The organism is Duganella margarita, from assembly GCF_009857535.1.
GTDB lineage: Bacteria > Pseudomonadota > Gammaproteobacteria > Burkholderiales > Burkholderiaceae_D > Rugamonas > Rugamonas margarita.
The window spans coordinates 273,735-285,797 of sequence record NZ_WWCS01000005.1; the positions used below are offsets into that span (position 1 = coordinate 273,735).

Below are 12,063 nucleotides of genomic sequence, written 5' to 3' on the forward strand. Positions count from 1 at the left end.
GCTAAAACGGGTTATCCGGGGTTCAGTGTATGCCGCCGGCACGGCGCTCCCATGATTATTACAGACTGTTACGGCGTGATGGAAGCTAGCAATGTTAGTGCCATCAATAGCCAATTGTCTCTTAAACTGCGAATCCGCGCATGGGCCGGCCTCGGTATTGGTAAAATAAGCCTTTGTATCCGTCCTCAGAGCCTCCAATGCGCACCGACAGCAGCCCCACGACGATCTACCGCAAAGATTACACCCCTCCCGCCTTCCTGGTTGACACTGTAGAACTCGGTTTCGACCTGGCGCCGGCGCGTACCGTGGTGGCCAACCGCATCACGCTGCGCCAGAACCCGGCTTCATCCAGCCACGACATCGTGCTGCACGGCGAATCCATTGAACTGGTGCAACTGCGCCTGAACGGGACACGGCTGGAAGCCGGCGACTACACGCTGACCGAATCAACGTTGACCATCCGCAAGGCCCCGGCCGACGTGGTGCTGGAAATCGAAACCGTCTGCGCGCCGGTGGAAAACACCACCCTGTCCGGGCTGTACGTGTCCAACGGCAACTTCTTCACCCAGTGCGAGGCCGAAGGCTTCCGCCGCATCACCTTCTTCCCTGACCGTCCCGACGTGATGGCCAAGTACACCGTGATGCTGCGCGCCGACAAGGCCGCCTACCCGGTGCTGCTGTCCAACGGCAACCTGATCGAAGAGGGTGACCTCGGCGACGGTCGCCATTACGCCAAGTGGGAAGACCCGTTCAAGAAACCGTCCTACCTGTTCGCGCTGGTGGCGGCCAAGCTTGTTTGCCAGGAAGAAACCTTCAAGCTGGCCGACGGCCGCGACGTGCTGCTGCAAGTGTGGGTGGAAGAGGGCAACCTCGACAAGACCGACTACGCCATGCAGTCGCTGAAGAACTCGATCCGCTGGGACGAGGAACGCTTCAACCTGGAGCTCGACCTGGACCGCTTCATGATCGTCGCCGTCGGCGACTTCAACATGGGTGCGATGGAAAACAAGGGCCTGAACATCTTCAACACCAAGTTTGTGCTGGCCAACCCGCGCACCGCCACCGACATCGACTTCGCCGGCATTGAAGCGGTGGTTGGCCACGAATACTTCCACAACTGGACCGGCAACCGCGTGACCTGCCGCGACTGGTTCCAGCTGTCGCTGAAGGAAGGCCTGACCGTGTTCCGCGACCAGGAATTTTCCGCCGACATGATCGGCACCGACTCCGGCCGCGCCGTCACCCGCATCGACCAGGTGCGCACGCTGCGCCAGGCGCAATTCCCGGAAGACGCCGGCCCGATGGCGCACCCGGTGCGGCCCGATTCCTTCGTCGAAATCAACAACTTCTACACCGTCACCGTGTACGAAAAAGGCGCCGAAGTGGTGCGCATGTACCAGACCCTGCTGGGCCGTGACGGCTTCCGCAAAGGCATGGACCTGTACTTCGAGCGCCACGACGGCCAGGCCGTGACCTGCGACGACTTCCGCGCCGCCATGGCCGACGCCAACGACCGCGACCTGGCCCAGTTCGAACGCTGGTACTCGCAGGCCGGCACGCCGGTGGTCACCGCGCGCACCCGCTACGACGCCGTCAAGCGCAACTTCGACATCATCCTGAGCCAGCGCGGTCAGGCTGGCCAGCAACCGTTCCACATTCCCGTGGCGGTCGGCCTGCTGGGCGCCAACGGCAAGGACCTGCCGCTGACGCTGGAAAACGGCAAGCACGAAAAAGGCGCCACCACGGTGGTGCTGGAGCTGACCACGCAGGAGCAGATCTTCCGCTTCCGCAACGTCGACGAACGGCCGATTCCATCGATCCTGCGCGACTTCTCGGCGCCGGTGATCCTCGAATACGACTACACCGACGCCGAACTGCTGCACCTGTTCAACCACGACAGCGACCCGGTCAACCGCTGGGAAGCCGGCCAGCGCCTGGCGATGGAACGCCTGCTGAAACTGACCGCGCAAGTGGCGGCCCACGGCGACGGCAACCTCAAGCTGGACAACACCTTCATCAACGCCATGCGCACCGTGCTGACCGACGAGACGCTCGACCCGGCTTTCCGTGAACTGGCGCTGATCCTGCCGTCGGAAACCATCATCGCCGAGCAGATGGAAGTGGTCGATCCGCAAGCCATCCACACCGCGCGCCAGTTCCTGCGCCGCACCATCGGCGCTGCGCTCAAGCCGGAACTGCTGGCGCAGTACCACGCCAACCAGACGCCGGGCGAGTACAGCCCGGACGCGCTGTCGGCCGGCAAGCGCGCGCTGAAAAACCTGTGCCTGTCCTACCTGATGGCGACGCCGGACATGGCCGAACTCAAACTGTCGCAACAGCAGTTTGAAAGCGCCACCAACATGACCGACCGCTCGGCCGCGCTGGTCGCCATGATCCACAGCGGCGCCGAAGCCGGCCCGTACCTGAAGGCTTTCTACAAAGACTTCGAGAACGAAGCGCTGGTCATCGACAAATGGTTCGCCATGCAAGCCTCGGCGCCGACCACCGACGCAGCGGCCGTGCGCAAGCTGATGGCGCATCCGGCCTTTACGCTGAAGACGCCGAACCGCGCACGGGCGCTGATCTTCAACTTCACCAACGCCAACCCGTCGCAATTCCACGCGGCCGACGGCAGCGCCTACGCCTTCTGGGCCGAATACGTGATCAAGCTGGACGCCATCAACCCGCAAGTGGCGGCCCGCCTGGCGCGCGCCATGGACCGCTGGCGCCGTTACGCGCCGGCGTTGCAGGCCAAGATGAAACAGGCGCTGGAACAAGTCGCCACCCAAAAACTGTCTAACGACGTCGCCGAAGTGATCACCAAAGCACTCGCGGCCTAGCACGCGCCATTCCCGCGAACGCGGGAATCCATGCTGAGCCGAAAAATCGCATTACCTCTACCTCAAGGGAAACCATGAAACGCATCAGTCTTACGCAATACCTGGTGGAAGAACAACGCCAGCACAACACGATCCCGGCCGAACTGCGCCTGCTGATCGAAGTGGTGGCGCGCGCCTGCAAAACCATCAGCCACTCGGTGGGCAAGGGCGCGCTGGGCGAAGTGCTCGGCACCGCCGAGACCGAAAACATCCAGGGTGAAGTGCAGAAAAAGCTGGACATCATCTCCAACGAAATCCTGCTGGAAGCCAATGAATGGGGCGGCCACCTGGCGGCCATGGCGTCGGAAGAAATGGAATCCATCCACCCGATTCCAAACCGCTATCCGAAGGGCGAATACATGCTGCTGTTCGACCCGCTGGACGGCTCGTCGAACATCGACGTCAACGTCTCGATCGGCACCATCTTCTCCGTGCTGAAAGCGCCGGAAGGCATGGGCCAGCCGACCGAAGCCGACTTCATGCAGGCCGGCACCAAGCAGGTTGCCGCCGGCTACGCCGTGTACGGCCCGCAGACCATGCTGGTGCTGACCACCGGTAACGGCGTCAACTGCTTCACGCTGGACCGTGAAATGGGCTCGTGGGTACTGACCCAGCGCGACATCCAAATTCCGGCCAAGACCAAGGAATTCGCCATCAACATGTCGAACCAGCGCCACTGGCACGCGCCGGTGCAGCGCTACATCGGCGAACTGCTGGCTGGCGACACCGGCCCGCGCGGCACCAACTTCAACATGCGCTGGATTGCCTCGATGGTGGCCGACGTGCACCGCATCCTGAACCGCGGCGGCATCTTCATGTACCCGGCCGATACCCGCGACACCTCGATGCCAGGCAAGCTGCGCCTGATGTACGAAGCGAACCCCATGGCCTTCATCGTCGAGCAGGCAGGCGGCGCGGCCACCGACGGCAAACAGCGCATCATGGACATCCAGCCGCACAAACTGCACCAGCGCGTGCCGGTGTTCCTCGGCTCGCTCGATGAAGTGGCGGTGGTGACCGGCTACCATAACGAAGGCTGAAAAGTCGGAAATCGGCATAAGGCAATGAAATAGTTGCAACCAGCGCCAAAAATTATTGCTTTGGGGCTGGTTGGAGTGCTGGTTCTTTGTTAAAATGCTGGTCGTCGCCGCTTTAGCTCAGTTGGTAGAGCAGTTCATTCGTAATGAAAAGGTCGCCAGTTCGATTCCGGCAAGCGGCACCAGGATAACTCACTTAAGTCCTTTTAAATCAAGGGCTTAAGTGAAAAATCCGCAGATTGTTGTGGTAGAAAGTGTGGTAATCTACCTTGAAAACGACAATCGGTGTTCTCCAAGTGACACTTCCAAATTCATACTCCCGTGGCGGAGTCATCTACTACCAGCGCGCAGTCCCCAAGGACCTGCAAGACCGCTATCCCACCAAGTTAATTAAGCTGAACCTTGAAACGGGTAATCTCGTCCAGGCCGCTAAGCTCATCGAAAAGCTCAATCAGAAGCATGAAGCAGAATGGGCCGCGATGCGGGCCAACCCCGATTCCTCCCCTGTTGCCCTTAAGGTCCACGCCCAGACTCTCTTGCGAGACTTCGGGCTGCAACCTGCACCAGCTGATAATGATCCGATGGCCGTGAGCCTCTTTCACGACTACTTGGACAGTAAGCGTGAAGCCTATGCGAATGGGGACGAGGAGCTTTATCGGGAGAACCCGGCTGGCGAATATCTAAAGCCGGTGGAAATCAAGGCCGCACAACTGTTGGCCGGGACAACCAAAGAGGCATTATCCGATGCCCTTGAGGTGTACCTAGAGGCGCACCCGAAGCGGGACGACATCAAGTTCTCAACGTATGCGCGAAGGGCATTCCAAACGCTGATCGAGGCTATTGGCGATAAGCCTGTATCCGATCTTGTCCGAGAGGATGCAAAGCGCTATGTTGGTGTGAACGTGGAGGCGGGGCTGAGTACTAGCACCATCCGGCGTAGACTCAACACCATCAATTCTGTCATTGAGAGCTTCTTCCGTGAACGGGACCTATTGCAGAAGAACCCCTTTGCCGCAATGGCGATCCCAGGTGAAGGCCGCGATGCGAAGAAGCGTAAGCCCTACACTGCTGCCGAACTGAGTACGCTGTACAAGGCCTGTCAGATTCAAGACGATCCGCTGCGGTGGCTCGTTGCGTTGTTGATCGATACCGGAGCGCGCTTGGCTGAGATAACCGGGCTTGCATTGGACGACATCAAGATCGACGCAGAGACTCCCTACGTGGTCATTCAGGCGCACCCCTGGCGCTCCCTCAAGAACACCGGCAGTTCCCGCTCGGTCCCCCTTGTGGGTGCATCGCTGTGGGCCGCTAAGCGGATCTTGGAGACCGCCGAGAAGGGCCAGCGATTCGCCTTTCCCCATTACACTACCGAGGAATACAGCAACGCCAATAACGCCTCTGCGGCTATCGGCAAGTGGATCAAGGGGGTACCGTTAGACCACACGGCCCACGAGTTGCGCCATAGCTTGGCTGACCGGCTCCGAGAGGTCCAGTGCCCCGAGGACATCCGAAAAGCCATCGGGGGATGGGCTGCTAAGGAGGTAAGTGAGAGGTACGGTTACGGCTACGGTCTACAAGTGAAAGCGGAATGGTTAGCGAAGATTGCTCTTTGAGAGGTGGTCATGGACACGAAACACGTTCTTACGCTGGTCTGGCAGACGCCAAAGGGGACCCGCACGGAGACTCTTGAGTTTCCCTTTAGGCCATCTGAGGGGGAGCTTGGGACCCGCCTTGCAAACTTCTTTGGCGCTGATAACTTCAGGTTTGACGGGGGCCTTCAAGAGGTGCATGAGGGGCTTTTAGTTGAACCGCTGGTGCCCCTTGAAGTGAAATAATTTTTTCTGAAAAATGTGAGAGGGCACTCAAGCTAAAGGGGTTTCGCATTTCCCCCCATGGGGTGCCCTTGCGCGGCAATTTAGCACGGACGAGGGTTTCCCAGGCTTCTCCTTAATGATGGGGGCAACATGGTAATGGTCCTGATCCTATGCGCGGCTGGAGCTGTAGCCGTATTGCTTTATCGAGTCAGGCAGCAGGCCAACCAGCAGATTGCCGGGGTCCGCTTGGAGGCCAAGAGGAACTACGAGGCGACCAAGGCCATCTTGCTAGTTTGGTTCCCAGACCAAGATAATCCCACGTTAAGGGCATCTGCCAGGGAGGCGTTGAGGCTGCACGATACCCGTGTCCGTAATGTCACGCTCTTCCTGCCGAACCCCAGCCAGTGCCCGCCTTTAGAGTGGGAGTACCTCGCCGCGTATGCTGAGCTTTTACGTGAGGACGAGCAAGCAATTAGGCCGGGAAATGCGAATCGCATCCGCCAACAAGAGGCGATGGAATTCGCTGAGGCTTTAGTAGCCTGCCGGGCTTTGTGTGACTAGCTAGATTGCTCGAGGTTGCACAGTGGGTATGGTAGCTGGCGCTCCCCCACATAGGGAGGTAAAGCTAAGACAGCCCTATAGGTGCCACATACGGGTAGTACAGGGTAATTCTGAAGCCTTCTCAAGCTAACAGTTGGCGGCCCACTCCGCGATTTTGCTAAGCGCGCCTAAGACCTGCTTGCACCATTCCCCCCACACTAGGATGGGACTACCTAGCTGTTAGAAAAGGATCGATTTCCAACATGTCCGATACAGCATTAATACGGACGTTAGAAAAATAGGGTTTGCAATTTCCAACATGTCAGAATATTCTAACAGTGTTTTCTAACACCAATGGAGATAAGTATGGCTACATTCGCATACGGGCGCGTCAGTACCGCTGACCAGAACGTTGACAATCAGCGATTGGAAATTGAGGCCGCAGGGCACCAAGTGGACTTTTGGTTCGCGGACACCGTGAGCGGCAAGACCAGCGCCACACAGCGCCCCCAGTTCGCCGCGATGCTTGCACAGATTCGTAACGGTGAAACGCTGGTGGTATCGAAACTGGACCGTCTTGGACGCGATGCTCAAGACGTGGGGGCTACTGTCAAGTTGTTGGCAAGCCGGAAGATTGCCGTTATCGTCCTCCAGCTAGGCAAGCAGGAACTCACGTCGCCAGCAGGCAAGATGATGCTGGCAATGTTGGCTGCTGTGGCTGAGATGGAGCGAGACCTGCTAGTAGAGCGTACACACGCAGGCCTGCAACGCGCCAAAGGTGAAGGTAAAGTCTTGGGACGGCCACGCAAGACGACTCACGAGCAACGAGCCGAGATTATCGCCAAGTATGCAGCAGGTGATAGTGTCAGTGCGCTGGCGAGGGCTTATGACGTGTCACGGGCAAACATACTCGGTGTGGTCAAGCCAGCGAGTTAGCGTTTCGCTCTGAAGGCAAGGCCCCTTTGTATGACTAGATGAGGGGCCGCCGATGCCTGCAAAAGACTCGATCCCCCACACTAGGATAACAGCGCCAATGCCGGTTAGCTGTACTCGTTCCTGCACAGAAGGAGTACGTCACGAGCTTGCCCGGCTTTATTGGCCGCGACAACGTGCAGGACTCCCATGTCCAGTCCAATCGCGGCCATCCCCACCAAATGCCCACCTCTTCGGGCATCAGTAGCAATGCCGTCTTATAGCCCCTAGGTCTCTCGTAAAGAGCGCGATCTTCTTTAAAAAATTTTCCGATTACATAGCCAACGGCTCCTTCATAAAGGAATGATATGTCACAACTAAAACGTAAGTACTCCCGACACGCAAACCGTCAAAACGCGACTGCCCTTAAGTTGCTACTTGAGGACCGTCTTGCAATCCCCCTGAGGGCAGCCCAGGCAACACACCCCGCCCTTGAATGGCCGGACGGTAGCCGACCAAGCTTCGCGCTAATGCTGCGCCGTGCTACGGGACTTTACCTGGAGCGCCTCGCAGAGATGCGTCCCGATGAACACGAAGCAGAGAATCAAGCGCTGCGCCGGTTGACCTGAATGGGCACCGTAAAGAAGCCCGTAAGGGCACCTTTAGATAACTCAGCAGAGCAATCAAGCGGCCCTATTGGGCTTACGCATTCCCTATTGGGTTCCCCAAAGCGGAAGCAATTCGGTTCCCTGAAAGTGAATCAAGTACGGTTCCAGGTCCGCAGCATGGAGGCTGGCTCCTATGTCCAATCGGTGATTCGTAAGGAAGAATCACGGCAGCTATCCTCATCACTTGCCAGCCTTGTGTCTGAAGGCGAAACGCTGGACCCGCTGATCGTCTGGAAGGACCCCGTAGGTCAACTATGGGTGATCGATGGTCATCATCGAATGGAGGCCTTGCAGGAGGCCGATACGCCGCCTGAGGCGCTTGTTTGGACTCAGGAGTATCTTGGGCAGGATGAGGCGAGTGCTCGTAGGTTTGCCTTGGACTTGAACCGTAGGCTGCACCTTAACATGCACCCTAAGGAGGCCTTGGAGGCGTACTGGCTGATGCTCCTTGCGGGAGAGGTCAGCGGCAGTTTGAGGGATCGTGCGAAGCGATTCCAAATATCGAAGAGTACGATTGCCCGCATGGATAAACAGAAGCCAGCAGTCCTCGCTACGATTGAGCAGCAAGCCACGTCAATGGGCGCGGCAATGGATGTTGAATTCATTCGGGATAATGCGCCGACCTGGAAGGGCCTAGAAGAATGGAGCACAGGCCATGAGCAAAGCGACAAAGAGGAGCTAGAACAGAAGGCCGTGGAGAAGGTGACTCGATCCCTGGCTATCAGGTACGCCAGTGAGGCAAAGGCTCAGCCAGAGGTTTTGCTCCAGGCATTCACTATATTCTTTGAGGGCGTTACTGGTGAACAGATCAATATCCAGCGCGGCTCGTCTGACCAGTCCGATGCTGAATTTTAAGTTGTAGCCTGTCCCTATGTAGAGCCGTGATTTGGGACAAGTGCCAGCCCGCTCACTACCCCGAGGTGTCCTTTTGGTACACCTATCACCCATCTGGCCACCCCAAGGCCATCATTAAACCCCCATCCGCAGCCCCTTAAAACACCCTGGATTTTGCTGAGTGTTCATACGCGTCCGACCAATAACGGCGGGCCTTGTTGCGCCTATACGGTAAGGAATGGGGTTCAAAAAAGGAGCACCGTGAACACCACACAAATCGACATGCCAAGCGATACCCCATCGCCGCCTACCCAGTTTAAACAGCATTGGCTTGACGCCCCTCGTTGGGACGTGCTGTACCGACAGGAGGGAGTCCGACAGCCCCCTCACTCATTGCCCGCGTCTCCCAAATACTTGCGCCGTTACTTACTCAAGACGGACGTCAGCGTTCGCCAATTTCTGGAGTCAACAGGCACTGACTCTTTGCCCGAGTTCCAGCGCTTAAACCCCACGGTTCCTCTCTTTGCTGCCATTGGAATGACTCTGGAGTGCAAGGCCGCTGGAGACTTTGGACCCGGCCCCGAACAGTTAGGAGAAAACCCAAATGAGCAGTGAAGACATCAAGTCACAGACCGTTCTACTTCAGCGGATGCTGTACACCTACAGGCGCACCTTACCGGCCAGCGCGATGGAGTTTTTTGAGGCACCGATCCGGCGCAGGCTGAGCGCCTTACATCGGGCCGAATCGTTAATGGAGGGACTATGACCCAAAAGCTAAGCAAAACACATCGGAAATTGCGGAAGCCAGAAGAGCTAGAGATGATTCGGCTTCTTGAGCGGTTCATCGACAACCCAACCAATTCGGCCACTCTTCAGGCCCTTGTTTCCTCACTGGTTGAGCACGAGCTGAGGGCGCGACTCACGGCCATTCACAACGTGACTTTGAAGGCGTCAACAGACGCACTAGGGGCCGATGGTAACGCTGAATGAGGACTCGGTGGTGCGCGTAGGAATTTATACCGCCAGAGTAAAAGACCACATCGCGTGGGGCCGCTTGAAACGAAATGCTGCGGGTGAGTTTGTCACTACTGGAGCACACCCACACGCACCCCTGCTGATCCCCGATCCGCCCCCATACGTGCCACCCAAGATTGCCCCTAACAGCCTTGCAGGGCTTCAAGCAAGAGGCTACCGCGTCATGCGCGGGAACACTCCTGAGGAGGACCGCGTAGAAATCGGCGGGGGCTTCTTTCGGATTACAGCAGCAATACAGAATGGCCTGATCAAGGCCGATGAAAACTAATTTTTTAGAAAGAAAAACATGACTATCTCGTATCAGACCTATGTACCAAATGAGGCCGACATTCCTAACGGCGAACAGAGCAGCAGCGGCATCAACTACGTGAGTGGCGGGGTTGCGATCACATTCAACAAAGATTCGGCCACTGCCACGAGCACAACGGCCACCTCCGTGAGCACCTCGGAATTGTCGGTCTTTGAGGATGGCGACTGGCGTCAGACTGCGCGGACCCCAAGCGGCTCTCCAACTAACCTCATCGAAGGCAAGACCATTGTCCGGCTGAATGGCGTAGAAGCACCGATTGATTCGTTCGTCCGCTCGGGCATCCTCTTAAAAAGTGGAGACAACTACACGCTCCCGAATGCCCCCCAGCCTGAACAGCAAGTCCAGGAGCAATACAACCCAGATGCTGCGACGATGCCGCCTGAAATTGAGCAGGCCGCTAATGACGCGCTTGCTCCGTTTGAGCAGGGTACATACGACGCCGCTATCGCCAATAGCGTGGCGCTGGCAGTAGGCGACATGGATATGAGCGAGATGACAGCCGGTATCGTCCGCCGTTCGGGCATGGACCCGGCTGATGTCGAGCAACGAGCCCAGTTTGTAGTGAGCGCTTTCCAAGCCCAAGCCGATAGCTATTTGAGTAAGCAGGGACTGGATGCCAGCGACCTTCCTGCCTTCTACGAATGGTGTCGAAGCAGCCGGAATAAGGCCGCACTGAAAGAGGCCGTGCAGCGACAGGTCTACCATCACGACATGGCGGCGTATAAGCCACTGGTCACCAAGTACATGAACGACAATGCGCCAGATGCCGCTACGCTTCGCGCCAACGGCTTTGATGTGAGAAGCACGGCAAAAGGCGATGTGGTCTTTGTCAGCGGTGTGTGGATGGCAGTCGAGGCAGCTGCGAAGGCAGGCATGATTTAACGGCAATCTGGGGAAGGAAAGGTACTTCCCCCGGCTGCGGTGAGGTGGTAAGATCGGTGGTAATCGATCAACCTGCACCACCGCAAAACGCTGATAAATCAAAGAGTTATCCTGCTCGGTTGGAGTCCTGTATTCCGGCAAGCGGCACCAGAACACAGCAGTAAAAAGTATTAAGAAGTCGAAAAACCCGCTCTCCTCATAGGAGAAGCGGGTTTTTTGTTGTCTCTTTAAATCCGCCGGAGCACCATGAAATCCACGACGAGTGAGGGACAAAATGGCGTCAGGTCCCTCGCTTGGAAGTTGGGTCCCTCAATCGGCGCCAGAGCGCTCCCGGGAGGCAGTCATATGGCCCTTACCGAATATTAGAATTCCACTTGCTCTTCGGGGAGGAACCAATCGAGGGGGCCTAGTGCGGAGCCGTCGCGAAGAACGCTGAATCCACTGTAGAAAAAATCTACTGGTTCGAAGCCTGAGATCTGCTGGACAAATGGCTCGCGAGCTCTTGCCATAGCGACGACTTGTTTCAGGATGCCCTCTTCTATTCCAAAGAAGGTCGCATTCGGGCGGTTCAGGCGGAGAAAATCCGGGCGCTCAAAACCCAGTTTTCCGTTCCTCTCGCGCCAAGCTGGCAAGTCGCCGCCAGAGGAAAAATAACCTCCAACAAAACGGCGGCCGGCTAGCGGCCCTGCTATGACGCGCCAAGCGACCCCCACAACTCGAAGCTCATCCGGAAGAGGGACGCCATTAGCAAGCGCGTTGGCCAATACTGGCTGTGACAACTTTTCAGCAATGCTGCTGTAATGAGACGAAATCACTACGCGGCCGAGTGCCCCTAATTGGTCTGGTCCAGCAGCTCGCTCTCCTGGGCTTAGTGGATCTTCTGCCCAAATCCCAGACTGGAGCCGACTGCCACTCTCTTCGGTCGCAAAGCGTGTTGCTACAATATGCCCTTTCACACTCAGTGGAGTGCCCAACGAGTCGAGAAAAGTAACGCGTCCGAACTGTGAGCGCCAGGTGGCAAACTCCTTGTTGTTGAAATTCACTGCTGAATATCTTCATTTTGCCTCCGCCAAGAAGACCTGATCGACGCTCTCTGCGCAGAAATAGTCAGGCGTGTCTCCAGATGCAGCGCGTTCAAGTCGGAACGCTTTG

General features: G+C 57.3%; 8 protein-coding genes and 1 tRNA gene. 8 read left to right on the forward strand and 1 reads right to left on the reverse strand.

Translation table 11 applies throughout. The features are described from left to right. Positions 1-197: 197 nt before the first annotated feature. The 8 genes from pepN to GTP55_RS10400 all read left to right on the forward strand — a co-directional run bounded on the left by pepN (position 198) and on the right by GTP55_RS10400 (position 10,911). On the forward strand, positions 198-2,840 hold the full coding sequence (gene pepN, locus GTP55_RS10365; protein ID WP_161044846.1) for an aminopeptidase N: 2,643 nt from the start codon (positions 198-200) through the stop codon (positions 2,838-2,840). 74 nt (positions 2,841-2,914) lie between these two features. Continuing rightward, positions 2,915-3,919, forward strand: coding sequence for a class 1 fructose-bisphosphatase (locus tag GTP55_RS10370; RefSeq protein WP_161044847.1), 1,005 nt, complete (start codon positions 2,915-2,917; stop codon positions 3,917-3,919). Between the two features lie 106 nt (positions 3,920-4,025). After that, positions 4,026-4,101: transfer RNA gene (locus tag GTP55_RS10375), tRNA-Thr, on the forward strand. Between the two features lie 84 nt (positions 4,102-4,185). After that, positions 4,186-5,529: a tyrosine-type recombinase/integrase gene (locus tag GTP55_RS10380; RefSeq protein WP_161044848.1), complete on the forward strand. Its 1,344-nt coding sequence runs from the start codon at positions 4,186-4,188 to the stop codon at positions 5,527-5,529. Positions 5,530-6,636: 1,107 nt separating this feature from the next. After that, entirely contained in the window at positions 6,637-7,206 is a 570-nt protein-coding gene (locus GTP55_RS10385; protein ID WP_161044849.1) for a recombinase family protein, read from the forward strand. Positions 7,207-7,967: 761 nt separating this feature from the next. Continuing rightward, the gene (locus tag GTP55_RS10390) at positions 7,968-8,705 is read left to right on the forward strand and encodes a ParB/RepB/Spo0J family partition protein (protein ID WP_161044850.1); all 738 of its coding nucleotides are present in this window, start codon (positions 7,968-7,970) and stop codon (positions 8,703-8,705) included. 952 nt (positions 8,706-9,657) lie between these two features. After that, positions 9,658-9,987, forward strand: a complete 330-nt coding sequence (locus tag GTP55_RS10395) for a hypothetical protein (protein WP_161044851.1) — start codon at positions 9,658-9,660, stop codon at positions 9,985-9,987. Between the two features lie 18 nt (positions 9,988-10,005). Then, the gene (locus tag GTP55_RS10400) at positions 10,006-10,911 is read left to right on the forward strand and encodes a hypothetical protein (RefSeq protein ID WP_161044852.1); all 906 of its coding nucleotides are present in this window, start codon (positions 10,006-10,008) and stop codon (positions 10,909-10,911) included. Between the two features lie 362 nt (positions 10,912-11,273). Here GTP55_RS10400 and GTP55_RS10405 read toward each other — a convergent pair whose 3' ends face one another. Continuing rightward, complete coding sequence (locus tag GTP55_RS10405) at positions 11,274-11,954, reverse strand: hypothetical protein (RefSeq protein WP_161044853.1); 681 nt, start codon at positions 11,952-11,954, stop codon at positions 11,274-11,276. Positions 11,955-12,063 lie beyond the last annotated feature (109 nt).

Excerpts from the sequence above, each read along its gene's own strand:
- pepN (WP_161044846.1), top strand. The coding sequence starts at position 198 with ATGCGCACCGACAGCAGCCCCACGACGATCTACCGCAAAGATTACACC.
- GTP55_RS10370 (WP_161044847.1), top strand. The coding sequence starts at position 2,915 with ATGAAACGCATCAGTCTTACGCAATACCTGGTGGAAGAACAACGCCAG.
- GTP55_RS10400 (WP_161044852.1), top strand. The coding sequence starts at position 10,006 with ATGACTATCTCGTATCAGACCTATGTACCAAATGAGGCCGACATTCCT.
- GTP55_RS10390 (WP_161044850.1), top strand. The coding sequence starts at position 7,968 with ATGGAGGCTGGCTCCTATGTCCAATCGGTGATTCGTAAGGAAGAATCA.
- GTP55_RS10395 (WP_161044851.1), top strand. The coding sequence starts at position 9,658 with ATGGTAACGCTGAATGAGGACTCGGTGGTGCGCGTAGGAATTTATACC.
- GTP55_RS10385 (WP_161044849.1), top strand. The coding sequence starts at position 6,637 with ATGGCTACATTCGCATACGGGCGCGTCAGTACCGCTGACCAGAACGTT.